Source organism: Paenarthrobacter sp. NPDC058040 (assembly GCF_042885775.1).
Lineage (GTDB): Bacteria > Actinomycetota > Actinomycetes > Actinomycetales > Micrococcaceae > Arthrobacter.
This window is the reverse complement of record NZ_JBHVRN010000024.1, coordinates 1-25,236: the sequence shown is the minus strand read 5'-3', so window position 1 is coordinate 25,236 and position 25,236 is coordinate 1. Positions and strand designations below refer to the sequence as shown.

The 25,236-nt window shown below is 62.9% G+C and carries 23 protein-coding genes and 1 pseudogene; 20 read left to right on the top strand and 4 right to left on the bottom strand.

Annotated elements, in window-relative coordinates:
• Positions 1-253: 253 nt before the first annotated feature.
• Positions 254-865 carry a hypothetical protein gene (locus ACFVSJ_RS23515; protein ID WP_387439533.1) on the bottom strand — a complete coding sequence of 204 codons (612 nt, stop codon included), beginning with the start codon at positions 863-865 and terminating at the stop codon, positions 254-256.
• 363 nt (positions 866-1,228) lie between these two features.
• On the opposite strand from ACFVSJ_RS23515, the gene ACFVSJ_RS23510 reads away from it, so the two are divergent.
• Positions 1,229-1,789 (top strand): DUF2511 domain-containing protein, encoded by a 561-nt coding sequence (locus ACFVSJ_RS23510; protein ID WP_387439532.1) that lies wholly within the window; start codon positions 1,229-1,231, stop codon positions 1,787-1,789.
• A 306-nt stretch (positions 1,790-2,095) separates the two neighbouring features.
• Here the strand turns inward: ACFVSJ_RS23510 and ACFVSJ_RS23505 are convergent, their stop codons facing one another.
• Positions 2,096-2,461, bottom strand: a complete 366-nt coding sequence (locus tag ACFVSJ_RS23505) for a hypothetical protein (RefSeq protein ID WP_387439531.1) — start codon at positions 2,459-2,461, stop codon at positions 2,096-2,098.
• A gap of 164 nt (positions 2,462-2,625) precedes the next feature.
• On the opposite strand from ACFVSJ_RS23505, the gene ACFVSJ_RS23500 reads away from it, so the two are divergent.
• Both ACFVSJ_RS23500 and ACFVSJ_RS23495 read left to right on the top strand, forming a co-directional pair.
• Complete coding sequence (locus tag ACFVSJ_RS23500; RefSeq protein ID WP_387439530.1) at positions 2,626-3,840, top strand: hypothetical protein; 1,215 nt, start codon at positions 2,626-2,628, stop codon at positions 3,838-3,840.
• A 17-nt stretch (positions 3,841-3,857) separates the two neighbouring features.
• Positions 3,858-5,207 (top strand): DUF4041 domain-containing protein, encoded by a 1,350-nt coding sequence (locus ACFVSJ_RS23495; protein ID WP_387439529.1) that lies wholly within the window; start codon positions 3,858-3,860, stop codon positions 5,205-5,207.
• A 133-nt stretch (positions 5,208-5,340) separates the two neighbouring features.
• On the opposite strand, the gene ACFVSJ_RS23490 is transcribed toward ACFVSJ_RS23495, so the two are convergent.
• A complete protein-coding gene (locus ACFVSJ_RS23490; protein WP_387439528.1) occupies positions 5,341-6,510 on the bottom strand; it encodes a hypothetical protein in 1,170 nt (389 codons plus the stop codon).
• A gap of 340 nt (positions 6,511-6,850) precedes the next feature.
• On the opposite strand from ACFVSJ_RS23490, the gene ACFVSJ_RS23485 reads away from it, so the two are divergent.
• The 11 genes and pseudogenes from ACFVSJ_RS23485 (at position 6,851) to ACFVSJ_RS23435 (ending at position 18,430) form a co-directional block, all read left to right on the top strand.
• The gene (locus ACFVSJ_RS23485) at positions 6,851-7,654 is read left to right on the top strand and encodes a hydroxypyruvate isomerase family protein (protein WP_387439527.1); all 804 of its coding nucleotides are present in this window, start codon (positions 6,851-6,853) and stop codon (positions 7,652-7,654) included.
• Between the two features lie 113 nt (positions 7,655-7,767).
• A pseudogene (locus ACFVSJ_RS23480) lies at positions 7,768-8,655 on the top strand (2-hydroxy-3-oxopropionate reductase); the annotation flags it as partial.
• Between the two features lie 119 nt (positions 8,656-8,774).
• Positions 8,775-10,550, top strand: a complete 1,776-nt coding sequence (gene gcl / locus ACFVSJ_RS23475) for a glyoxylate carboligase (protein WP_387439526.1) — start codon at positions 8,775-8,777, stop codon at positions 10,548-10,550.
• A 43-nt stretch (positions 10,551-10,593) separates the two neighbouring features.
• Positions 10,594-11,763: a glycerate kinase gene (locus ACFVSJ_RS23470; RefSeq protein WP_387439525.1), complete on the top strand. Its 1,170-nt coding sequence runs from the start codon at positions 10,594-10,596 to the stop codon at positions 11,761-11,763.
• The gene (gene allB / locus ACFVSJ_RS23465) at positions 11,756-13,105 is read left to right on the top strand and encodes an allantoinase AllB (RefSeq protein WP_387439524.1); all 1,350 of its coding nucleotides are present in this window, start codon (positions 11,756-11,758) and stop codon (positions 13,103-13,105) included. Before ACFVSJ_RS23470 ends, allB begins: the two co-directional genes overlap by 8 nt.
• Positions 13,106-13,116: 11 nt before the next feature.
• On the top strand, positions 13,117-13,872 hold the full coding sequence (locus ACFVSJ_RS23460; protein ID WP_387439523.1) for a winged helix-turn-helix domain-containing protein: 756 nt from the start codon (positions 13,117-13,119) through the stop codon (positions 13,870-13,872).
• A gap of 79 nt (positions 13,873-13,951) precedes the next feature.
• On the top strand, positions 13,952-14,419 hold the full coding sequence (gene bcp, locus ACFVSJ_RS23455; RefSeq protein ID WP_387439522.1) for a thioredoxin-dependent thiol peroxidase: 468 nt from the start codon (positions 13,952-13,954) through the stop codon (positions 14,417-14,419).
• Positions 14,420-14,599: 180 nt separating this feature from the next.
• Positions 14,600-15,715 (top strand): PP2C family protein-serine/threonine phosphatase, encoded by a 1,116-nt coding sequence (locus ACFVSJ_RS23450; RefSeq protein WP_387439521.1) that lies wholly within the window; start codon positions 14,600-14,602, stop codon positions 15,713-15,715.
• A 19-nt stretch (positions 15,716-15,734) separates the two neighbouring features.
• Positions 15,735-17,702, top strand: a complete 1,968-nt coding sequence (locus ACFVSJ_RS23445; RefSeq protein WP_387439520.1) for a glycosyltransferase family 2 protein — start codon at positions 15,735-15,737, stop codon at positions 17,700-17,702.
• Positions 17,686-18,018, top strand: coding sequence for an STAS domain-containing protein (locus tag ACFVSJ_RS23440; protein WP_387439554.1), 333 nt, complete (start codon positions 17,686-17,688; stop codon positions 18,016-18,018). The genes ACFVSJ_RS23445 and ACFVSJ_RS23440 overlap by 17 nt, the downstream gene beginning before the upstream one ends.
• A complete protein-coding gene (locus tag ACFVSJ_RS23435) occupies positions 18,011-18,430 on the top strand; it encodes an ATP-binding protein (RefSeq protein ID WP_387439519.1) in 420 nt (139 codons plus the stop codon). Before ACFVSJ_RS23440 ends, ACFVSJ_RS23435 begins: the two co-directional genes overlap by 8 nt.
• 102 nt (positions 18,431-18,532) lie before the next feature.
• Here ACFVSJ_RS23435 and ACFVSJ_RS23430 read toward each other — a convergent pair whose 3' ends face one another.
• On the bottom strand, positions 18,533-19,627 hold the full coding sequence (locus ACFVSJ_RS23430; RefSeq protein WP_387439518.1) for a pyridoxal-phosphate-dependent aminotransferase family protein: 1,095 nt from the start codon (positions 19,625-19,627) through the stop codon (positions 18,533-18,535).
• Positions 19,628-19,804: 177 nt separating this feature from the next.
• On the opposite strand from ACFVSJ_RS23430, the gene ACFVSJ_RS23425 reads away from it, so the two are divergent.
• From ACFVSJ_RS23425 to purM, 6 genes are all read left to right on the top strand, one after another.
• The gene (locus tag ACFVSJ_RS23425) at positions 19,805-20,635 is read left to right on the top strand and encodes a phosphatase PAP2 family protein (protein ID WP_387439517.1); all 831 of its coding nucleotides are present in this window, start codon (positions 19,805-19,807) and stop codon (positions 20,633-20,635) included.
• Positions 20,636-20,788: 153 nt separating this feature from the next.
• Positions 20,789-21,310, top strand: coding sequence for a 2-oxo-4-hydroxy-4-carboxy-5-ureidoimidazoline decarboxylase (gene uraD, locus ACFVSJ_RS23420; protein WP_387439516.1), 522 nt, complete (start codon positions 20,789-20,791; stop codon positions 21,308-21,310).
• Positions 21,307-21,648 (top strand): hydroxyisourate hydrolase, encoded by a 342-nt coding sequence (gene uraH, locus ACFVSJ_RS23415; protein WP_387439515.1) that lies wholly within the window; start codon positions 21,307-21,309, stop codon positions 21,646-21,648. Before uraD ends, uraH begins: the two co-directional genes overlap by 4 nt.
• An 81-nt stretch (positions 21,649-21,729) precedes the next feature.
• Positions 21,730-22,092, top strand: coding sequence for a hypothetical protein (locus ACFVSJ_RS23410; protein WP_387439514.1), 363 nt, complete (start codon positions 21,730-21,732; stop codon positions 22,090-22,092).
• A gap of 146 nt (positions 22,093-22,238) precedes the next feature.
• Positions 22,239-23,867 (top strand): amidophosphoribosyltransferase, encoded by a 1,629-nt coding sequence (gene purF / locus ACFVSJ_RS23405; RefSeq protein ID WP_387439513.1) that lies wholly within the window; start codon positions 22,239-22,241, stop codon positions 23,865-23,867.
• A complete protein-coding gene (gene purM / locus ACFVSJ_RS23400; protein ID WP_387439512.1) occupies positions 23,864-25,012 on the top strand; it encodes a phosphoribosylformylglycinamidine cyclo-ligase in 1,149 nt (382 codons plus the stop codon). The genes purF and purM overlap by 4 nt, the downstream gene beginning before the upstream one ends.
• Positions 25,013-25,236 lie beyond the last annotated feature (224 nt).

Genomic DNA, 25,236 nt, shown 5'->3' with positions numbered 1-25,236 from the left:
GCTGCAGAGGTCTTTGTTGATATGTACCTCATTATCCGTCGACTTCCGTGACACATACAAATCGACCGTCGGGGCGCCAGTGTCACGAAGAACTCCCCCGGCCTTCCCTGACTGTGGACTATACGTGACCATGTCAAGGGTTTTTGGCTACGCCTGCCTACGAGTAGATCCAGCGGCCATCACATACCGATCGGTGGGGATGTGGTAGATGAGCAAGTCCATGTGATTCCGAGGTCGGGCTCGCTATATATCTTCAGTAGCAGGACATTGAGTCCACGCGGAATGACGCACCCTGACCTGACAGGTCTGTGAAGTCGAGCTGAGCTTGTTCGCCTGGTGCCAGCGCCCCTGTTGTGCGTGCACCGTTGTACACAGACACGCCATTAGCCGAGATGAATGACGCTCGCACGCCAATCCCTCTCGGACATCCCCCGGTCTTGTTGTTGGTCACGACCATGTAGGTACACCCGTACCGAGTGGATGGGCAGAGGTAATCTTCATTTGGAGTGGCAAAGTATAGGTAGTCCGCAACGTAAGTCCAGCCTTGTTTCTCCATGGCTATCCGGTCTGCTTTGGCCCTTTCAGCCTCAGCCTTGGCCAGTGACGCGGCTGCCTCCTTCTGGGCCTGCGCTCTTTTGGCGGCTTCTGCTGCGGCTGACTGGCTTGCTGCTGCCCTGGATGACGCCGCAGCACTGGCTCGTGATTCCTGTGCTGCGGCGGCGGAACCTTGAATGCCGAAAAAGATGAACGCCCCAAGAGCAGAGGCGATAGCCAGTGATCCAATGACGATTAACGTGATGATCAGGGCCTTGGGAGTGCTGGGAGGCTGTGGCGCAGATGGCATGTCGGGATAGGGATAAGTCATTTGAAGGTGCCCCCAGTTCGAACGGTGATTTGGCTGAATTCTAGCTGCTGGTCGGGATGCGCCCTTCTACATGGACGTAAACAGTGTCCGATTGCAGCGAACGGACACTGTCGACGGCACCAGCACACGGACCCCGGAGTCGAGGGAGAAGCATCTTTGAAAAAGCCAGCGTATAGCGCGCGCCTGCGCCTATACGGTGAAGCCATGGGGAATTTTCAGGGTTTATGTCTCAGTTCACTTGCAGTGGCTCTTCTGATCGCCGGCTGTGCCGCGTCGGCTGATGTGAACTCCTCGGCATCCGCGGGTGCTTCTTTACCCTCGCCCTCGTCCAGCCCACTAATCACGCTCACCGACACTGAGAGAGTGACGAAGGCTGAGGCGGCCGCAAAGGCTGAGCTGCCCGACGCGCCCATATGGGAAGGCATGACCTTCGCAGGCGTCGTGGTCAACGAAACTGAAGTCTGCGTCGACCGCACCTGGGCACCCGGAGGAGGAATCGATAAGAAAGGTGGCAACGCCGGATACGTCATTGTGAGCTTCCCCGATGAAACAGTGGGCTCGCCCGGGACCGGTCTGTGTGCCGAATATGCGTCGAAGGAACCCAAACAACCCGCCACAGTCGATGTCCCGGATGCGCTGGTCAATAATCCTGGACTGCTCGTCAGCACCAAATTTGGCGACAAATGGCCCCTGACAGTGACCTACGTCGTCGCGCGTTGTGAACGGATCACGGTGTCAGGACGTACGCTGCAGGTAGCTACATTAGAAGCGCCTGATGGCAAGAAATACGCAGCCAACGGCACGGCAAAGGACCACGGCGGATATCTAGGAGCAGAGCCGATCTGGGCACCAGATCCCAACGTCCCCGGCCTCAGAATCGATCTCTCCCCCGTCACCGACGCTGCCCTCAAACTCTGCGGCTGAGCGTGTGGTGCCTGAGCCTATGATCACGCGCCTAGAAATTAATGTTTCCGGCATCCAGGGCATCTCTTATATCGGCGTGCACAGCCTTCCGGCGTTCCGGATGTTCCCATAACCGAGCCTCTCGAACAGTTAGAAGTACTTGTGACCGTCAGGGAGCGAAGGACTACGTCGTCCCACCGCGTCCAACTAGTTTTCCCAGCTCCTTGGGTTTCAACCGCATTCTCGTAATCCTGTGTCCTGTCTCGGCTTCTATGTGCACGGCCTTCTTACTGTCCAGCGAGGCACCGAGATAGGTGGAAACCTCGCTCACAGCATCAGTACCTGGGCCTTCTCTCCTGGTGCCAGGGTTGTCGGGAATTGCGTATCGCGAACGGTGGGATTAATACTCGACAGGGCAGAACCGTCTGCGAGTACTAAACGCAGGGACTGGAGAACAGTGGCTCCGGATCTGCCTTGGTTCGTGGCCTCAAGATAGAGGAACATCTTGTCGTCCTGCCCGGCACCGAACAGGTACCCACGAACTGCCCGCAGCCTGAGCCTGGCATCATCTCGAAACCTGAACCACAAGGTTGCTCCCAGCGAGCCAAGGGAGATAACGATCGCGAGGACAGGAAGCGCTGCGGACCACCAGGACTGACCGACGACTTCCACTTGTGTGACATCCATGCTCATAACCCACCCCTAGAGGCTGCTTCTTATTCACATAAACCACCATTTCTGTCCCTTATTGGTCGTTTCTCGAAGTTCGGGCAAAGGACGTCGTACGCCCTTGATATGGTGAACGAAAATTCAGTGAAAGGTTGGTAATGGGGCGTCGTCGGGGATTCTTCGCGGAAATGCAACATCAGGCACGGCTGGCTGAACAGCGACAGCGCGCCGCGGTCCGTGAGCAGACGGCAGCAGCCCGGCGGGCAGAGCAGGCCGTTAAGGCGGAACAACGGGCAAATGCCGCGGTCCAGCGCGCTTCGGAGGCTGAGCGGAAGCGTTTGGAGAAGGAAGCTGCCGATGCTCACATCGCTGCCAAGCAGGCTGAAGTGGAGCAACTGAATGCCGAGCTTTTTGCGGTGTACGACCAAGTCGATTCTCTTCTGGAGGCAACTCTCGAGGTTGACGACTACGTGGATCTTGAATCACTCCGGCAGACGGCCAAGCATCCTCCCTTTGATCGGTCACTCGAGGTTCCGACGCCTCCCCCCGTTGTCCTCTTGGATCCCGAAGAGCCGGTGTTTCGGCCTCCTGCTCCCCCGACCGGATTGTTTGGCCGGAAGAAGAAGCTGGCTGAAGCGCAGGCCCAGGCTGAAGCGGAGTACGCAGCTGCCCGTGGTGCTTGGGAGGTAGAGATGAAGCAACTGCCCGAGCGCCGTCGTCAACTTGCGGAGCGTCACGCGGCAGTCGAGACGAAAAGGCAGGAGCAACTTGCGCAGGCGCGCAAGGTCTACGAGGCCGAGTGCACCGGTCGCGAATCGGAAGTCGCCGAACACAATGCCTCCCTGGATCAGCTGATCGCGGGTTTGGGTTATGGCGTCGTCGATGCCGTGCAAGAGTACGTTGGAATCGTGCTCTCCAACTCCGTGTACCCCGAGGCTTTCGAGGTGGAGCACGAATCCGCGTTCGATCCTGCAACTGCTGAACTTGCCTTGCGAACGCTCGTGCCGGGCCCGGACAGTGTTCCAACGATCAAGTCTTACAAGTACGTCAAGGCATCGGATGAAATCACGCCGGTTGCATTGTCTCAGAAGGACTCAAAGGACCGGTATGCCGGCGCTGTGCACCAAGTCGCGCTCCGTACACTGCACGAGGTTTTTGAAGCCGACCGGCGCGGACTGATCCAGAGCATCTCACTGGAAGTGGGAACGAATACCATCAACCCGGCGACAGGCCGTGACACCTACATTCCGTTCGTGGCTGTAGCCGTCCCACGTGACGTCTTCGCCGACATTGATCTTTCAGCCGTCGTGCCGTCCGCCACGCTGGAGCATCTTGGGGCCTCGGTCTCGAAGAATCCGCTGGGTCTGGTTCCTGCCAATGTATCCGGAGTGCGTACGTCCTAATGACGGCTGAGCAAACAATGATTTTCAATCCCCCGCCCGGGTGGCCCAAGCCCCCGCTGTCGTGGCGCCCTCCGGCCGGTTGGACGCCCGATCCAGCCTGGCCGGCCCCACCCGACGGCTGGCAGTTATGGCTACCCGCCAACACTGACGGGGATGACCTAACTCAAACCCCACCAGCGGCGGGCGACCAGCAAGACCAACCGGTCGTTCCCACGTCCGGCGGTCAGTCTTCCGAATCAGCCAGGATCGCGTTCCTCGAGGCAGAAAACAGCCTTCTGAAGCAACGTCTTGAACAGGCCCCGACTGCCGCAGCGTCGTATGTTGAACTCAACGACGGACTGGTCCTTCAAGAGGTCGGCATCTACCGCTATCATCACCCACTCGAGAACGCAGCCTCCTACCGGGACCGGCTAAGTGAGATCGAAACACGCATCGCCGACTTGGTACGGGCCGGTGGCGCCATCATCAAGTCCAACATGTTCACCTTCGACAACTCCTTGGCCAAGGGCCGACGGATGACCGAGGACCTGGCGAAACTCATGCTCAGGGCATACAACGCCGAAGCTGACAACAGCATCAGGTCACTCAAACTCGGCAACGTCATCACCGCCAAACGGCGTCTGGAAGCGTCACGAGTGGCCATCGCCAAGCTCGGCGCGCTCATGGAAATGCACATCAGCGATGAATTCCATGACCTCCGGCTCGAAGAGATTGAGCTTACGGCCGACTGGCTGATGAAGAAGCAGGAAGAAAAAGAAGCCCAACGTGAAGAGCGCGCACGCCTACGTGAAGAACAACGCGTCGAAAGGGAACTCGCCGAGGAACGCTCCCGGCTGGACAAAGAACGTTCACACCTTCTCAATGCCCTTGCGGCCCTCGGCGCCTCCGGCCAACACGACGAAGAACTGGAACAGCGTCTAAGAGAAGTCGACGAGGCCATCGCGCAGAACGACTTCCGTGCGGCCAATATCAGGGCCGGGTACATCTACGTGATCTCAAACCGAGGAGCCTTCGGCGAAGGAGTCGTGAAGATCGGCCTCACACGCAGGCTGGAGCCGGAACAACGCGTAGCCGAACTCAGTGGTGCATCCGTACCCTTCCGATTCGACATCCACACCCTGTACTTCTCCGAAGATGCAGTCACCCTTGAGAGCGAACTCCACAAACACTTCGCCGCCCGTGCCCTGAACCAGTCCAACCTCCGGAAAGAGTTCTTCTTCGCTACACCAGCCGAGGTACGCGATGTCCTGGAGCATAAGATCGGCAACCTGCTCGAATTCACAGAGCATGCTGACGCAACCGAATACTTCCAGTCTGTCGGTTACTGGCCCCAACGAGGCAACAACCAACTCACCGAGCAGAACTGAGCACTACCCCTCCCAATGGGGAGCGCAGCACCTTCAAAAGGCCGATAACAACGCATATGTCGGCAAGTCTTAATCGGGGACGGCGTCTCTCGATCTGATGCGTCGTCCTCGCGAATCCGAGACAATGCTTGGCTCACCAGTCCCGTGCGTCTTCTACTCCCGACAAAAGGGCCAGCCGCTCGGCCTCAAGAGGACGACCCAGCTCCAACTCGAACTCATCCATAACGCAGGCAAGCGCGGCGAACAGTTCCTCGCGCTCCTCTGTCTCAATGAAGGGGGATCGTCCGTCAAGCCGGTTGAAGCCGCTAGCGTAAGTACGCCCAACGTCCTCCAGCCGTCCCAAGGTGGTCTCGTCTGGCTCGGCAGAGAGTGCTTCGAACACCTCGCTTCGTGTCTTCTTGAATTGCGCCACAACTTTCTTGAACCGACCAGAACTAATGTGCTCGCGTCCGTCCCAGTCACGAAGCGGGTTCTCAAGATTCTCTTGAACCCATTCAGGCTTGCGTGCCTTGGTGATGCTGACACTTGTGCCGTTAGCCGCCTCAGACCGCCACCGTCTCCGCATCGCAGAGGCGTACTCATGAGGGACGCTGTCTAGGTAGAGGTACTCGAGGTTGGGAATTTCGATAGGAAGCAAGCAGTCGGACTTTGTCATGCCGAACAGGTTGGAGATAAAGAGGTCCCGGAGCTGGCCGAGTTTGTTGAGCATTCCAGCGTTCGTGACCTGTCCGAGGTTGCCGCCGATGGTCAGCCTCGTCAAGTTGGGGAAGGTGGACACTATCCGAAGACAGTCCACTTCCGACAAACCGGTTGACTTCAGGCTGCGCACATCACTTTGAACGGGTGCTCCGTCTGCGAGGGCATTAGCCAGGTCCGCGGGGGTCATTTCAAGTTCCCCTGGTTCGTTCCAATCACGCTCGCCCCTGTCCCAAGCGCGTTGCCGGGCCAGCTGATAACCAACTGTCCAAATGCTGGTGTAGCTATTCGACGGTTGCTCGTGAATCAGCGGCAAGCTGCCGAGGACGTGAAAACTCCGGGGAAGCACCCAGTCGCAATTGATGTAGGACAACCGGCCATTCCAGGAGTTGTGCGTCAGTACGAGCGGCTCAATAACGCCCAAGTCGACCGTTGACGATGGCTCTGGACCTGACCAATTCAGGTCCAGGACACCAACCTTTTTCCAATGAGCATCGATACTCGTGATTTGGGCGGCCACCCATTCGCCAAGAAGATCGTTCCGTCCAACGACGATGTCTCCGACGCTCAGGGGACGAGGCGGGCCGCCTGTCGTTGTATGTGACACAAGGCCAATCCTACGGACAACCTTGGCGCGGAGTAGGTATACGAAGACCGCACCGGCCCACTCTTCCCCCGAACCATCAACCCGTAATTGTGCAAAGCCTCTTTGCACAATTCGTACGAAGAACAGCCCAACAGTGAAGCAACCCGCACTGGGCACCACATGTCTCTGGTATCCCAAACCCCCACCTCCCCACCCACCCCCTTGACTCGCACCCCCACCTTCCCTAAACTTTTCATAAAGCAGAATCTAATTTCCACAAAGCGGAAACAAACGCCAGGCACCAAGGCCAAGTCGAAGCACAGGGAAGATAGATCAAAGCACCTCCTCGGAAGGACCTACGATGACGTACACAGTGAACTGCTCCATCCTCCTGACGGAGCTGCCCTTGCTCGAGCGCCCCGCAGCCGCGAAGGCAGCAGGTTTTGACGCCGTCGAGTTCTGGTGGCCCTTCGCCAGTTCGGTTCCCACAGACAAAGAAACCACCGAGTTCGAAACCGCCATCAAGGACGCCGGCGTTCAGCTCACGGGCCTGAACTTCAACGCCGGCAACATGCCTGGCGGCGATCGCGGCCTGGTTTCCTGGCCAGCACGCGCCACCGAATTCCAGGACAACATCGACGTTGTCGCCGGCATCGGAGAGCGCCTCGGCTGCAAGGCATTCAACGCCCTCTACGGCAACCGCATCGACGGCGAATCGCCCGAGAAGCAGGACGCCATTGGTGCCGAGAACCTCGCAACCGCAGCGGCCGGCGTCGCACGCATTGGCGGAACTGTCCTCCTCGAGCCGGTGAGCGGCGCACCCAAGTACCCGCTCCTCACGGCCGAAGACGCACTCAAGGTCATCGCCCGCGTCAAGGCAGAATCCGGTGCACAGAACATCAAGCTCCTCGCCGACCTCTACCACCTGGCAGTCAACGGCGACGACGTCGAATCCGTCATCGAGAACCACGCCAAGGACTTCGGCCACATCCAGATCGCCGACAACCCTGGCCGCGGCGCACCCGGAACGGGCACGCTCCCCCTCGGCGAGTGGATCGCCCGCAGCCGCGAACTCGGCTACGAGGGCTACATAGGTTTGGAATACAAGGAACCGCAGGAGACGGCATTCAGCTGGGCCATCCGCCAGCGCGCCAACGCCAACTAAGCACCCAGCTCAACTAGGTCGCAGATCAGGTCGCTACGAGCGCTGAGAACGACGCGAACTGCGACCCAGTTGGGTAAGCACACCTGAGTTAACACACAGACTTCCCCAGAAAGAGAACCACAATGAGCAACGTTGCAGTCATCGGACTCGGAATCATGGGCCTCCCCATGGCCATCAACCTCGTCAAGGCAGGCCACACGGTCACCGGTTTCAACCGCAGCCAGGACAAGATCGAGAAGCTCGTCTCCGAAGGTGGCCAGGGCGCCAGCAGCATCGCGGACGCAGTCAAGGACGCCGACGTCGTCATCACCATGGTGCCGGACTCCCCCGATGTTGAGGGTGTAGTCAGCGGCAAGGACGGCGTCTTCGCCAACGCCAAGCAGGGCACCTTGTGGATCGACGCTTCCAGCATCCGCCCGGACGTCGCCAAGCGCCTCTCCGACGAAGCCCGTGAAGCAGGCATCCGCCCCCTCGACGCCCCGGTATCCGGCGGCGAACAGGGCGCCATCGACGCCGTCCTGTCCATCATGGTCGGCGGCGACGCAGCAGACTTCGAGGCAGCACAGGATGTCCTCAACGCAGTGGGCAAGACCATCGTCCACGTCGGCCCGTCCGGCTCCGGCCAGACCGTCAAGGCAGCCAACCAGCTCATCGTCGCCGTCAACATCCAGGTCCTCGGCGAGGCCATCGCCTTCCTCGAGGCCTACGGCGTCAACACCGACGCAGCACTAAAGGTCCTCGGCGGCGGCCTGGCCGGCTCCAAGGTCCTGGACCAGAAGGGCCAGAAGATGCTGGACCGCAACTTCGACCCCGGCTTCCGCCTCGCCCTCCACCACAAGGACCTCGGCATCGTCACCTCCGCAGCCCGCGAAGCCAACGTCGCCGTCCCGCTCGGCGCCGTCGTCGCGCAGCTCGTCGCCGCAACCGTCAACCAGGGCGACGGCGGCCTGGACCACTCGGGCCTCTTCAAGCAGGTCCTCCAGCTCAGCGGCCGCAACTAAGCCTCTAAGCACCAAAAACTAGGGAACCCGCCGTCGTACATAAACGACGGCGGCTCCCTCACCACACCCTTTTTCCGCCCCCCAACGCGGGGCGAACCCAAGATTTCAAGGAGTACACCATGGCTAAGATGCGCACCGTTGACGCGGCAGTCGCCATCCTGGAAAAGGAAGGCGCCACCGAGGCTTTCGGCCTGCCAGGCGCAGCGATCAACCCCTTCTACTCGGCAATGCGTGCCCACGGCGGCATCCGCCACACGCTGGCCCGCCACGTTGAAGGCGCCAGCCACATGGCTGACGGCTACAGCCGCGCAGCTGATGGCAACATCGGCATCTGCATCGGCACGTCGGGCCCCGCAGGCACGGACATGATCACCGGACTGTACGCAGCCCAAGCAGACTCGATCCCCATGCTCTGCATCACGGGTCAGGCACCCGTTGCCAAGCTGCACAAGGAAGACTTCCAGGCCGTGGACATCGAGTCCATCGCCAAGCCGTTGACCAAGTTCGCCATGACCATCCTGGAGCCCGGCCAGGTTCCGGGCGCCTTCCAGAAGGCCTTCCAGCTGATGCGTTCGGGTCGTCCGGGCCCGGTTCTGTTGGACCTGCCCATCGACGTTCAGATGGCCGAGATCGAGTTCGACATCGATGCCTACGAGCCCCTGCCCATCGAGAAGCCCAAGGCTTCCCGCAAGCAACTGGAAAAGGCGCTGGACCTGCTGACCGCATCCCAGCACCCGCTGATCGTTGCCGGTGGCGGCATCATCAACGCCGGCGCCTCGGCTCAGTTGGTTGAACTGGCCGAGATCCTGAACGTTCCGGTTATCCCCACGCTGATGGGCTGGGGCGCCATCCCGGACGACCACCAGCTGATGGCCGGCATGGTTGGCCTGCAGACTTCGCACCGCTACGGCAACGAGACGTTCCTGCAGAGCGACTTCGTGATCGGCATCGGCAACCGTTGGGCCAACCGCCACACCGGCGGCTTGGACACCTACACGGCCGGCCGTAAGTTCGTGCACATCGACATCGAGCCGACGCAGATCGGTCGCGTTTTCTCTCCGGACTTGGGCATCGCGTCCGACGCCGGGGCGGCGCTGGACGGTCTGTTGGAGCTGGCTCGCGAACGCCAGGCAGCAAAGACCCTGCCGGACTACTCGGGTTGGGTTGCCGAGTGCCAGGAGCGCAAGGGCTCCCTGCACCGCAAGACCAACTTCGACAACGTGCCCATCAAGCCGCAGCGCGTGTACCAGGAGATGAACAAGGCCTTCGGCCGCGACACCACCTACGTGTCCACCATTGGTCTCTCGCAGATCGCCGGCGCACAGATGCTGCACGTGTTCGGTGCCCGCAAGTGGATCAACGCAGGCCAGGCCGGCCCCCTGGGTTGGACGGCTCCCGCCGCCCTCGGCGTGGTTCGTGGAACCCCGGATGCCACCGTTGTTGCCCTGTCCGGTGACTACGACTTCCAGTTCATGATCGAGGAACTGGCCGTGGGCGCACAGTTCAACCTGCCTTACATCCACGTTGTGGTGAACAACTCCTACCTGGGCCTGATCCGTCAGTCCCAGCGCGGTTTCAACATGGAACAGAACGTTTCCCTGGCCTTCGAGAACATCAACTCCCCGGAGACCAACGGCTACGGCGTGGACCACATCAAGGTTGCCGAGGGCTTGGGCTGCAAGGCCGTCCGCGTTGAGGACCCGAACGACCTGCCTGCCGCTTTCGACAAGGCCAAGGCACTGATGGGCGAGTTCAAGGTTCCCGTGGTTGTTGAAGTGATCCTGGAAAAGATCACCAACATCTCCATGGGCGTTGAGATCAACGCCGTGAACGAGTTCGAAGAGCTGGCCGAATCGGCCGAGGACGCCCCCACCGCGATCCTGGCCAAGGCCTAACAGCCGCCAACGGCTGAAGAGAAACAGTAAAGGAGGCACCGGAATGCGTGTGGTCATCGCCCCGGACAAATTCAAGGGCTCGCTGTCCGCGCCCGACGTCGCAGAGCACTTGGCAACAGGCCTGCTGGCGGGCTTCGGCAACAGCGGCATCGAGACAACACGCATACCGGTGGCCGACGGCGGCGAAGGAACCATCGACGCCGCCATCGGTTCCGGCTTCACCCGCAGGACCGCCACCGTCACTGGCCCACTCGGCGAACCCGTGAAAGCGGATTTCGCCATCAAGGGCCAGGAAGCCGTGATCGAAATGGCTGCCGCTTCCGGTTTGGCCCTCCTCCCGGAAGGCCCCACGAGCGAAACCGCGAAAGCAGCCACCAGCATCGGCACGGGTGAACTCATCCGCGCCGCGCTGGATCTCGGTTGCCGCAAGATCATCCTTGGCGTGGGCGGCAGCGCCAACACCGACGCCGGGGCAGGCGTCCTGCAGGGCCTCGGCGCCGTGTTCCTGGACAAGGACGGCAACGAACTCCCCGGCGGCGGTGCCGCCCTCGCCAACCTGGACAGCATCGACTTCGCCAACTTCGACGTCCGGATCGAGGCCACAGAGTTCGTGTTGGCGTCCGACGTCGACAATCCGCTTTTGGGGGCCAGCGGAGCCCCAGCCATCTTCGGCCCGCAAAAAGGCGCGACGCCGGACGACATCACCGAACTGGACGCGGCAGCAAGCCACTTCGTGGACGTGCTGAGCCAAACTACGGGCATCGAAGCCAAGCACTCAGCGAAGGCTCCGGGCGCTGGCGCGGCGGGCGGTGTTGGCTACATTGCCATCGCGGCACTGAAGGCTGAGCGGCGGCCGGGTATCGACGTCGTGCTTGAATTCACTGACCTCGAACAGAGGCTGAAGGGCGCCGACCTGGTGATCACCGGCGAAGGCAGCCTGGATGAGCAAAGCCTGCTCGGCAAGACCCCCATGGGCGTCTCCCGGGCAGCACAAAAAGCCGGGGTACCCGTGATCGCAGTCTGCGGCCGGAGTACCCTGAGCCGGGAACAACTCACGGATGCCGGATTCCACACGGTCCACGCACTGACGGACCTGGAAAAAGACGTCCAGAAATGTATCGCTGAAGCAGGTCCGTTGCTTGAACAATTAGGAAAGCACATAGGCGTGTACCTGGCAGAACGGACCGAAAACAAGGAGTACCTCAATGTCTGAAGCATTCGGCGCCTATGACCTCGTTATCCGGGGCCAGCGCATCCTGACCACGGCCGGCATCGCTCCGCGCGAGGTTGGCATCCGCGACGGCGTGATCGTCGCCATCGAACCCCTGGGCAACGGCCTGACGGGCTCAGAGGTCATTCACCTCGCCGACGACGAGACCCTGATCCCCGGCCTCGTGGACACCCACGTCCACGTCAACGAGCCCGGCCGCACCGAGTGGGAGGGCTTCGCGTCTGCCACCCGCGCAGCCGCGGCCGGCGGTGTCACCACCATCATCGACATGCCGCTCAACAGCATCCCGCCCACCACCAGCGTGGACGGCCTGGAGCAGAAGCGCGTGGTGGCCAAGGACCAGGCGTTCGTGGACGTCGGATTCTGGGGCGGTGCCATCCCGGGCAACAAGAGCGACCTCCGCCCGCTGCACGACGAGGGCGTGTTCGGCTTCAAGTGCTTCCTCCTCCACTCCGGCGTGGACGAGTTCCCGCACCTGGATGCTGACGAGATGGAAGAGGACATGAAGGAACTCAAGTCCTTCGACTCCCTCATGATCGTCCACGCAGAGGACTCCCACGCGATCGACCGCGCCCCGCACCCCGGCGGCGACCACTACGAGACCTTCCTCGCTTCCCGCCCCCGCGGTGCGGAGAACAAGGCCATCGCCGAGGTCATCGAGCGCGCCCGCTGGACCGGCGCCCGCGCCCATATCCTGCACCTCTCCTCCTCCGACGCGCTGCCCATGATCGCTTCGGCAAAGCGCGACGGCGTCAACCTCACCGTTGAGACGTGCCCGCACTACCTGACGCTCATGGCCGAGGAAATCCCGGACGGCGCTACTGCGTACAAGTGCTGCCCGCCCATCCGTGAGGCCTCCAACCGCGAGCTGCTCTGGAAGGGCCTGCAGGACGGCACCATCGACTGCATCGTCTCCGACCACTCTCCCTCCACCCTTGACCTCAAGGACCTGGAAAACGGCGACTTCGCTGTAGCCTGGGGCGGCGTCTCTTCCCTCCAGCTGGGCCTGTCCCTGATCTGGACCGAGGCACGCCACCGCGGCATCTCCCTGGAGCAGGTTGTGGCCTGGATGTCGGAGAAGCCCGCTGCGCTTGCCCGCCTGCACAACAAGGGCCAGCTCGCCCTCGGCTACGACGCCGACTTCTCGATCTTCGCCCACGACGACGCCTACGTGGTGGACGTCAAGAAGCTCAAGCACAAGAATCCGATCACCCCCTACGACGGACGCCCGCTCTCCGGCGTCGTCCGCAAGACGTACCTGCGGGGCTCGGAAATCGACTTCCAGAACCCCAGCGGCAAGCTGATCCGCCGCGGTAACGTTTAGGACCAACCGCCATGGCAGTCAATGCCTACGGTCCGCCGCCCGCACGGTTCCCCCGGCTCTCCAGCACAGGAGCGCCGGGGGCCGCGCGGCGCCAGGGCCTCACCACGCCGGGACTCACTGCCCACGGCTTGGCCCTTTGGGTCAACCCCGCCGAGGGCGATCCCGTGGACCCCGAAATTTGGGAACGTGCAGCACGATTGGTGCTGGCACGGGCCATGAAACTTGCCCCGGAGGCGGAAGTCCGCATCTGGCCCGCCATCGGGGCAGAACACTCCGGCGTCGGCGATACTTCCTGGGGCGGCACTCCGCAGGAAACCGCCGACGCCGGTAACCACCTTTCCCGGCCAGCCTCGGTATCGCTCGCGGACGCCCTGCAGGACGCGTCGGCCACCGCCCAAGCCGGCGACAGCACCGCCGTCGAGCCCGTAACGTTGGCGGCCCGGCGCAGCCAACTTGCGATCGACCTCGCCGCTGAAGTAGTCCTGCTCGACGGCGAGCCCGTTGCCTTTACCGGCATGGAATACAAGCTGTTGCGCTACCTCGTGGTGAACTGCTCCCGGGCCATCAGCCGTGAAGAATTGCAACGCTTCCTGGAGTCATTTGACCTGCCGGGCGCGGCTTTTCGCTCGATCGACGTTTATGTTGGAAGGGTGCGGCGGAAGCTTGGCTCCGCCCGTTACACCGTCTCCACCGTCCGTGGTGGTGGCTACCAGTTCGTGCCCGGCCCTTATGCCACTGTGCGCGGACCTGCGGAATACAGCATCTGACTTCGCTGTTCTACATCTCGAATCCGCTTTTTTGAATGACCAAACGCCGGTGCACACCGGTTGAATGTAAAGGATCGCCATGACCCAGAAACTCCTCGTCGGAACGCAGGCACCGGACTTCGCGCTTCTCGACGCCGACGGCAACAAGGTCTCGCTGTCCGACTATCGCGGACGCAACGTCATCGTCTACTTCTACCCGCAGGCAGCCACCCCCGGCTGCACCACCGAAGCCTGCGACTTCCGTGACAACCTCGCCAGCCTGCAGGGCAAGGGCTACGAAGTCCTGGGGATCTCCCCCGACGCCCCTGAAGCCCTCAAGGGATTCACCGGCGACTTCGCTCTGACCTTCCCACTTCTCTCCGACGAAGACCACTCCGTGGCACTGGCCTACGGCGCCTGGGGCGAGAAGCTGGTCAACGGCGAAATCGTCGAAGGCCTGGTCCGCTCCACGGTGGTCCTGGACGGCGAAGGCAAGGTCAAGCTCACCCAGTACCAGGTCAAGGCCCAAGGCCACGTCCAGGCGCTCCGCGAAGAACTCGGCGTCTAGGACCCTCTCTCACCAAAGCGCCCTTTCCCCCGGACCCTCTCCCACGAAACGGCCCTTTCGGGAGATCGCTCTCTCACCTAACTGAACAACATTTGTAACGCCCGCTCACTCCCTGTGAGCGGGCGTTCATGTTGGTTGACTAAACGTGACAAAACCCCCTGCACGTTAGTTAATGGAGCCATGGTCTCAACCTCGCCCCAGCGTCATGCCGTAGTCGTCGAAGATGACGAGGACATCCGTGGCCTCCTCGTGGTTGTCCTTGAGCAACTCGACTTCATCGTCACGGAAGCTGCTGACGGAATCTCCGGAGTCGAGGCCGTAAAGAACACCAACGCCGAACTGATCACCCTGGACATCAACCTCCCGGATATCGACGGCATGGAAGTCTGCCGCAGGGTCAGGGAATTCTCCGACGCCTACGTGCTGATGCTCACCGCCCGCGCCGACGAATTGGACCGCCTCACAGGCCTGGACACCGGTGCCGACGACTACCTCACCAAACCCTTCAGCCCCAAGGAACTCCAGGCCCGCATCAGGGCCCTCTTCCGCCGCGCACGCACCCCCGCCCAGCCCACGGAAGACCCGCGCCAAACCGACGAACTGGCGCGCGCCGCCGTCGTACAAAAGAGCCTTCTGCCGCAAGAGACGGTGCGGCTGGATGATTACGACGTCGCTGGCGCCTTCCGCCCGTCGCGCAGTGTCGGCGGGGACTTCTACGACTGGTACCAGACCGCCGACGGCATGCACCTCACCTTCGCGGACGCCATGGGCAAGGGCATGGGCGCGGCGCTGATCGCGGCGACCGTGCGGGCGGTGATGCGCTCGGTCGCGGACACGCCCGCTATCGATGCCGCTTTCAACTCCGCCGGTGCCACCATTGCCTCGGACCTGGACCAGTCCGGCTCGTTCGTGACCATGTTCCACGCGCGCCTGGAGAGTGCTTCGGGCCTGCTCAGCTATATCGACGCCGGTCATGGACTTGGGCTGCATATCCCGGCCCAGGGCGCCGCCCGCCGACTGGTCTCAGCGGGTCCGCCGGTGGGAATCCTGGAGGACCAGACCTGGCCTGCCGCGGAGATCCAGCTCGAACCCGGTGACTCGCTGGTGATCGTCAGCGACGGCGTCCTCGATGCCCACGACTCGCTGGAGGACTTCATCAGGAACGTGGAGAAGGCCGCACGCAACGAGCCCACAGCCGAACTTACCTGCGCTGCACTGCTGGAACTCGCTCCGGCCGCCACAGCGGAAGACGACGTGACCGCCGTCGTGGTTCGACGAAAGCCGACCGGACACTAAAAGCCACCAAAGGGGGATCGTGACTCGTTTCTGGACTCGTTTGATCGTTGTCCTCACCGTCATTCTTGGCGTGAACTACGTTGCCTGGCGGTGGCTGGCTTCGCTGAATTGGGAGGCTTGGTGGATTGCCGTTCCGTTGGTGATCGCCGAGACGTACAGCCTCATCGACGTGATGCTGTTCGGGCTGACGGTGTGGAACCTCAAGATCCGCAAGCCACCGCCCCCGGCTCCCGCCGACGCCACGGTTGACGTCTTCATCACCACCTACAACGAGCCGTTCGATCTGGTCATGACCACGGCGCTGGCGGCCAAAGCCATCCGCTGGCCGCACAGCACCTGGATTCTCGACGACGGCAACCGGCCCGAGATGCGCGAACTCGCCGAAGCGAACGGCATCGGTTACGTGACGCGCACTGCCGACTGGACGCCGGATATGCCCCGCCACGCCAAAGCCGGAAACCTGAACAACGCGCTTATGCTCACCTCGGGCGAGTACTTGTTGATCCTCGACGCCGACCAGATCCCCGAGCCGGACATCCTGGACAAGACGCTGGGCTACTTCAACGACGACCGGGTGGCGCTGGTCCAGACGCCGCAGTACTTCATCAACGTCCCCGCCGACGATCCCCTGGGCAGCCAGGCTCCCCTGTTCTACGGACCCATCCAGCAGGGCAAGGACGGCTGGAACGCGGCGTTCTTCTGCGGGTCCAACGCCATCCTGCGCCGCGAGGCCCTCATGCAGCTGGGCTTGGTGGGCTACGTGAAGGCCACGGAGCAGAGCATCAAGCGGGCACTGGCTGCTTCCAAGCAAGCCATCAAGAAGGCCCGCCGCTCCCCCGAAGCAGAAAACCCGTTGGTGGAGCAGATGCTCAACGAGGTGGAAGCTGCCACCAACACCGCCCAACAGGAACTCGAAGCCCGGGTTTCCCTCAGCGAGATCACGTACCGCGTCCGTCGCAAGGTGGATGAAGCCGTTCGCACGCTCGTCGCTGCCGACTTTTCTGCGCTGCAGGCCGACCTCGAAGAAATCGCCGCGATGGAACTCGCCCACGTCGGCGAAGGCGGCGTGACCACCGTGGCGAGCGACGCCGTCGACCGTATGTCCGGACGCGACTGGTCCCCGCTGGGTGCGCTCGAATCCGTCCACGCGGTCCTGGACGCCATCTCCGTGGAACGCACCGACGAAGCCCAACCCGTCATGCCGCTGGCCACCATATCCGTCACCGAGGACATGGCGACGGCGATGCGCCTGCACGGGCTCGGCTGGAAGAGCGTCTACCACCACGAAATCCTCGCGAATGGCCTGGCGCCCGAGGACCTCAAGACCATGCTCACCCAACGCCTCCGCTGGGCCCAGGGCACCATGCAAGTCCTCCTGCGTGAGAACCCGCTGGTGCAGCGCGGCCTCTCGTGGGGCCAACGGCTCATGTACTTCTCCACCATGTGGACGTATCTGAGCGGTTTCGCGGCAGTGGTGTACTTCGCCGCTCCGATCATCTACCTGATCCTGGGCATACTCCCGGTGAGCAGCCTGAGCTTCGACTTTTTCATCCGCTTCATCCCGTTCATGGTGGTGAACCAACTGCTGTTCCTCGTGGCCGGCCATGGAATCCCCACCTGGCGCGGGCAGCAGTACAGCCTCGCGCTGTTCCCCACCTGGATCAAGTCATGCACGACGGCGGCACGCAACGTTTGGTTCGGCCGTCCCCTCGGGTTTGCGGTCACCCCCAAAGCCCGCCAGAGCGGCGGACCGAGTTGGAGCCTCATCCGTCCGCAGATCATAGTGGCCGTCCTGCTGGCCATCGCCTTGGTGGTAGGCGTTGCCCGCCTGCTGACAGGCCTTGCGGAACCACTCGGCACGCTTGTCAACGTTTTCTGGGTGGCGTTCGACCTTGTGGTCCTGAGCGTGCTGGTCAAGGCAGTTTTGTACAAGGGCTTCGTGCCTGAAGTTCTCGAGGAGAGGAATGGCGATGCAGTTCAGCTATGAGGTCAAGGACAACTACGCGGAAGTGAAGGGCGTGGGCCGCCTCAACATGGTGGCGGCGCCCAAGCTTCGCGAAGTGGTCAACGAAGTCGTGGCCGGTGGTTCCAGCCGCGTGGTGGTTAACCTCGCCGAGACCGACTTCATGGATTCGTCGGGCCTCGGCGCCCTCATCGGTTGCCTGAAGGCCGCCCGCCAGGCCGGCGGCGATCTCCGCATCGCCGGGGTCCAGCCACAGGTGAAGATGGTGCTGGAGCTGACCAACATGGACAGGGTCCTCACGGCCTACCCCACGGCAGAGGCGGCGTTTGGCGATGACTGACGTCATCGCCCGGCGGGGATATCACGGCCTGTCCAACGACGAAGCCATCGAGGCAATCCACAACGAACTCGATGCCCTCTGGGACGACGCCTCCTTTGTGCCTGACATGGACAGGATGACGTTCGCGACGGCGGTCATCGAAGCTGCGGCGAACATCGTCCAGCACGCCGAACCCGTCGCCGAGGAGCCCGTTGAGATCGACGTGGAGATTGGGGTCTGGCCCTCCCGGCTCGTGGCCCGCGTGAGTGCTCACCATGCGCGCGAACCGTTCGCCGACGATATGCAGGCATCCATGCCGGATTCCGACGCCGAGTCCGGACGTGGGCTCGCCCTCATCGAAGCTTTGGTGACCACCGTGACGTTCGAACGCCAGGACGGCACCAACATCTGGACCCTCACCCGCGACACGTGACGGTGAGAGAGCATCCGCCTCAAGCCGGCGTGTCCTGAGAGAGCGTCCGGGGTTTCCGACGCTCTCTCACTTAAACGCACCTTCCCGGGAACGCTCTCTCACCTATGCCTTGGCGATCGCCTCTTTCAACGCGCCCAGCACCAGGGTCACCGACGCACTGTTGGCATTCGGGCCCATCATGCCGATGCGCCACACGGTGTCCGCGAACTCACCCACGCCGGAACCGATCTCCATGCTGAAGTGCTCCAAAAGGTACGCGCGGACGGCAGGTGAGTTGACGCCGTCGGGCACTTTCACCGTGGTGAGGCTCGGCAAGCGGGCACCTTCGGCCGCGAACAGTTCAAGGCCCATCTCCTGCAAGCCGTCCTGCAGGGCAGCGCCGGCGGCGCGGTGCCGGGCCTGGACGGCATCCAGTCCCTCGGCGAGGATGCGGCCCAACGCAGCCTCAAGGCCAGCGATCATCGTGACCGGCGCCGTGTGGTGGTACGTGCGTGCGCCCGAAGCGGCGCCCACGTAACCGCCAAGAAGCCCAATATCGAGGTACCAAGAGCGAGGGTCCTTGACGCGGCGCTCGAACGCCCAATCCGACACCGTGAAGGGTGAAAGCCCGGGCGGCACGCCGAGGCACTTCTGGGTACCGGCGTATCCGACGTCGATCCCCCAGTTGTCTGCCAGGAGTTCGAGTCCGCCGATGGACGTCACGGCATCGGTGATCAGCAGCGCATCACCTTTGCCTGCGCCGAGGGCGGCGATGTCGGAGAGGACGCCCACAGACGTCTCCGCGTGGACGGCCGCGATCACCTTGGGGTTGGGGTGCGCGGACAGCACCCGGTCCGCGTCCACGGGCTGGCCCCACGCGTGGTCCACCCGCACCACCGTTGCACCGCAGCGCCGGGCAACCTCGCACATCCGTGCCCCGAAGAGGCCGTTGACGGCGATGACCGCCACATCGCCCTCGGCCACCGTATTCACGAAAGCGGCTTCCATGCCGCCGGAGCCGGTGGCACTCAGGGGAAGGGTCCGAGCGTTTTCGGTACCCCATACCGTTCGAAGACCGTCGCACACGCGATCAAGCCGCTCAATAAACACCGGGTCCAAGTGGCCCAACACAGGCCATGACAGTGCGGCCATGGCTTCGGGGTAACAGTTGCTCGGGCCGGGGCCGAACAGGAATCTGGAGGTCAGGATGTCTGGCATGGGAACACTCCTTCAACGGGGTTGAGGTCATTCTGCCGCACAAGACGTTTGCGCGGCCCGCTCTGCGTGCCAAAACGCGCTCAGAGGGCGCAGAGCGGGCCTCACAACGCAAGCTCCAAGGCGCAACTGCTAAGGTTACTCACCATTGTTGAAGCCGTTGCGAACAAGGGGACGAGAGTGACGACTGAAGGTAAAGAGTCGCCGGAGCAGGGCGTCCGCGGCGAAGTGCAGCAGGACCGGTACGTTGCCGGCCAGGATCTCACTCGGTGGAAGTCGCCGGCAGGACGGCTCTTGGCCGCCGGGGCCCAGCGAATCACCAAGTTCCTTGGCCCCTACGCAGCGCTGGTCATCACCCTGGCTGTTGGACTGGCAGTGGCGGTGGCCCTGGCCTGGACGTTCGGCGAGGTCTACGAATCGGTCATCGAAGCAGACGGGGTCGCCGGCCTGGACCACCCAGTGCTGGAAGCGGCCAAGTCCGTGAGATCCCCGGCCCTGGACACCATCACCACGGCCTACACAAACATTGGCGGCACGGTGGGCATGCCCATCATTGCCGTGGGGATCATGATTTTCCTGGCCGTCAAGAGGAGATCCTGGACCCCGGTGATCCTGATGCTCGCCGCCGGGCTGGGATCGCTCCTCATGACTGTCCTGGGCAAGCCCCTCTTTGGCCGCACCCGCCCGGACCTCAGCGACGCCATTCCCCCGTTCGAGCACTCGGCGTCCTTCCCCAGCGGCCATTCCCTGAACTCGATCGTCATCGCGGGCATCGTGGCCTACCTGATCATCCTTCGCGTCAAAACCGCCAAGGGAAGGTTCATCACCATCGCCCTGGCAACAGTCTTTGCCCTCACCATGGGCCTGAGCCGCGTCTATCTTGGCCACCACTGGCTCACGGATGTTTTGGCGGCTTGGGCCCTGGGCGTCGCCTGGTTGTCACTGGTCATTACGGCCCACCGCTTGTACCTCACCACCCGGACACGGCGTCAGCACGAGGTAGTCTCTTGACACCGGGCCAGCCACTCGGCTTCACTTATTACGTATGCTGAAATAACAGTTCCATGATGCGGAAGCAAGGAGCAACGCTTCCTCCAGCCACCAGCCGGGGTTCCGCATAGCCCACACCATGGATGCCAGCATTTGCACGAGGATGAAACAAGCATGGAGCTTGCAGTATTCAACAGTGTTGACCGCGACGAGGCCATCAAGGTCCTGACCCCTTGCCTGGACATCAGCCGCTGGGTGGAGACAATCGTTGATGCCCGCCCGTTCGCAAGCGTCGACGGATTGCTCAAAAAGGCCAACAACGCCGCCGAGCCGTTCAGCCCCGAAGAGGTAGAGTCAGCCCTCGCCCACCACCCCCGGATCGGCGAACGGCCCAAGGCCCAGACCACCGAAGCTGCCATGTCGCGTTCGGAGCAGGCCGGCGTGGACCCGGGCGACAACGAGGTCACAACGGCACTCGCCGACGGCAACCGCGCCTACGAAGAGAAGTTCGGCCGCGTCTTCCTGATCCGCGCAGCCGGACGCAGCGCACAGGAAATCCTGGCGACCCTCCAGGAGCGCCTCACCCACACACCCGAACAAGAAGACACGATCGTGGCTGAACAGCTCAGGGAGATCGCACTGCTGCGCCTCTCAGGACTGGTCAGCGAAGGAGTCGGCGAAGGAGCCAACGCATGAGCGTTTCACAAGTCACCACCCACATCCTCGACACCGGTTCCGGCCGCCCGGCGGCGGGTGTCGCCGTCGTACTCTACGTCCGCGAAGGCGAGGACTGGACGGTCGTCGGCAAGGGCGAAACCGACGCCGACGGCCGCATCAAGAACCTCGGACCCGAGCGGATTCCGGGCGGCGCCTACCGCCTCAACTTCGCCACCGGCGCCTACTACGAGGGCCTCGGCACCGAGACCTTCTTCCCGGAAGTGGACCTGAACTTCACGGTCTCCGACGCCGGCGAGCACTATCACGTGCCCCTCCTCCTGAGCCCATTCGCGTTCTCCACATACCGCGGCAGCTGACCAAGTCTGCCGCCATGAAGCCCTCCGGCCTGCGCCGGAGGGCGTTCTTGTACCCAAAGCCGGAACGGTAGGCTGGAAGGCATGGCTCCAGAGGAAACACCGACACCCGCCCTTGGCGATCAAAACCGTAACGAACCGCCCGCACGCCGCGACATCACCGTGCGACGCGCACCAAAGTTCGTTCCGTTCATGATCCTCGGAGCCATCGTCGGCGCAATCGTTGCGGCCATCATCGCGTACGGCCGCCCCGCCGATCCCGAGTTCGACGCCAGCACCGTCTTCGGATTCTTCCTGGTGGCCTGCGCTGCCGGCGGCGTCATCCTCTTCTCCATCCTGGCCCTGGTTCTGGACCGCGTGAGCGTCAGGCGCTCGCGCCGGGCAGTGGTGGAAGCCGTGCCGGATTCGGTACCGGACGAGGGTCCAGAGCACGACGGCGGACGCTGACTTTCGCGGGTTCCGCACCGGTTGTGGTGGGGAGCCGATGTGAGACGCACCGCATTTTGGGCGTGTCGACGGCGTTTCGCGCCCGTTCAAGGGTCACAAAACCGGAGCGGGAACTTACCACGGCCACAACATGAGACAATCGACCAGTGGCACGTGGCGACGGAAAACTTTCTCATGATCTTCTTCCCGGCGAAAAGGGCCCCCAGGACGCTTGTGGCGTCTTCGGGGTTTGGGCTCCCGGTGAAGAAGTAGCAAAACTCACCTATTACGGGCTGTATGCGCTGCAGCACCGCGGACAAGAATCGGCTGGTATCGCTACCAGTGACGGCAAGCGCATCAACGTCTACAAGGACATGGGCCTTGTGTCCCAGGTCTTTGACGAGACCACCCTCAACACCCTCACCGGGCACCTGGCCGTTGGCCACTGCCGGTACTCCACCACCGGTGCAAGCCACTGGGCCAACGCACAGCCCACCCTGGGCGCCACCGCTACAGGCACGGTGGCCCTGGCCCACAACGGCAACCTGACCAACACCGCTGAGCTTCGCGAGATGATCCTCCAGCGCAACAACGGCCAGCTCACCGGTGAAATGAAGCAGGGCAACACCTCGGACACCGCGTTGGTGACCGCGCTCCTTGAGGGCGAAGAGGGCAAGACCCTGGAGCAGACCGCACTGGAGCTGCTCCCCAAGATCAAGGGTGGTTTCTGCTTCGTCTTCATGGATGAAGGAACCCTCTACGCAGCCCGCGATACTTACGGCATCCGCCCGCTCTGCCTCGGCCGCCTTGACCGCGGCTGGGTGGTTGCCTCCGAGCAGGCCGGCCTTGCCACCGTTGGCGCCAGCTTCATCCGCGAAATCGAGCCCGGCGAATTCATCGCGATCGATGAGGAAGGCGTCCGCTCCCAGCGCTTCGCCGATGCCACTCCGGCCGGCTGCGTCTTCGAATACGTCTACCTGGCCCGTCCGGACGCTGCCATCGCAGGCCGCTCCGTGTACGAGTCCCGCGTCGAAATGGGCCGCCAGTTGGCCCGCGAAAACACGCACGAGGCTGACCTCGTCATCCCGGTCCCCGAGTCCGGCACCCCCGCAGCTGTTGGCTACGCCGAACAGTCCGGCATCCCGTTCGCACACGGCTTCGTCAAGAACGCCTACGTGGGCCGCACGTTCATCCAGCCGTCCCAGACCCTGCGTCAGCTCGGCATCCGCCTCAAGCTCAACGCCCTGGAGTCCGTCATCCGCGGCAAGCGCATTGTGGTGGTGGATGACTCGATCGTCCGCGGCAACACCCAGCGCGCCATCGTCCGGATGCTCCGGGAAGCCGGTGCGAAGGAAGTCCACGTCAAGATCTCCTCGCCGCCGGTCCAGTGGCCCTGCTTCTACGGCATCGACTTCGCCTCCCGCGCGGAACTCATCGCCAACGGGGCAACCATCGAGGAAATCTCGCAGGCCATCGGCGCCGACTCGCTGGCGTACATCTCCGAGGACGGCATGATCGGGGCAACACAACAGCCGCGCGAACGCCTCTGCACCGCCTGCTTCACCGGCAAGTACCCCATCGAACTGCCGCACGCGGACAAGCTGGGCAAGAACCTGCTTGAGCGCACGGACCTCGGTGGACTGGCCCCCGCGCCCGCCGACTCGCCTGAAGACTCCGAGGATCCGGCCGAGAAGCCCGGAGCCACGGGATGCGATCCCGGACCGGACGCCGAATTCGAGAACCTCCTGACCGACGCTGATCGTTTGACCGACGCCGAAAAGAAAGAGTCTGTATGACCTCCGCATCCCCCGCCGCTGAGAACAACTCCGGTATCACCTACGCCTCCGCGGGTGTTGACGTCGAAGCGGGCGACCGCGCAGTCGAGCTCATGAAGGACGCCGTCAAGGCGACGCACAACAGCTCGGTGATTGGCGGCGTCGGCGGTTTCGCAGGCCTGTACGACGTCTCCAAGCTGCTCACCTACAAGAAGCCGCTCCTCGCCACGTCCACCGACGGCGTGGGCACCAAGGTTGCCATCGCCCAGGCCATGGACATCCACGACACCATTGGTTTCGACCTGGTGGGCATGGTTGTGGACGACATCGTGGTGGTTGGCGCAGAGCCCCTCTACATGACGGACTACATCGCTTGCGGCAAGGTTGTTCCGGAGCGCATCGCGGACATCGTCCGTGGCATCGCCTCCGCCTGCTCCGTTGCCGGAACCGCCCTGGTGGGTGGCGAAACCGCGGAGCACCCCGGCCTGCTGGGTGAGCACGAGTACGACGTCGCAGGCGCTGCGACAGGTGTGGTCGAGGCTGACGCATTGCTCGGACCGGACCGCGTCCGTGCAGGCGACGTCGTGATCGGCATGGCCTCTTCCGGCCTGCACTCCAACGGCTACTCGCTGGTCCGCCGCGTCATCAACCACGCCGGTTGGGCACTGGACCGCCAGGTTTCCGAACTCGGCCGCACGCTGGGTGAGGAACTCCTGGAGCCGACCCGCGTCTACGCCGCCGACTGCCTGGACCTGGCCCGCACGTTCCCGGTTTCCGCCGGGGCGGCTGTTCACGGCTTCAGCCACGTCACCGGTGGTGGCCTCGCCGCCAACCTGGCACGCGTCCTCCCGCAGGGCCTCGTTGCCACGGTTGACCGCAACACCTGGGAACTGCCCGCGATCTTCAAGCTGGTTTCCGAGCTGGGCAACGTCCCGCTGGCCGACCTGGAGCGCACGCTGAACCTCGGCGTGGGCATGGTGGCCATCGTTTCCGCCGAAGCCGCAGACGCAGCCGTGGCCCGCCTCAACGAGCGCGGGCTGCCGTCGTGGGTCATGGGTACGGTTGCAGCCGACTCCGACTCGATCGACAAGACCGGCCCGGATTACGTCCAAGGCGCCAAGGGCGTCGACGGCGGCGCAGTCCGTTTGGTGAATGCCTACGCCTAGTCTCTTACTGGCTCAAGCGGACGGCCCGGCAGTTGCTTCCAACTGCCGGGCCGTTCCGCTTCTCCCGGGCCGTTCCGCTTCTCCCGGGCCGTTCTGTGTCTCCGTCACGTTCCGCGCCTCCCGCACGTCCCCAACTAATATGTAGTTTCTTTTGTCAATGGGCGTGGGGAAGCGGCCTCGGTTTGGGTCCGGGGTCGCTTCCTTTTTGGTCCGGGAGTTCTCTG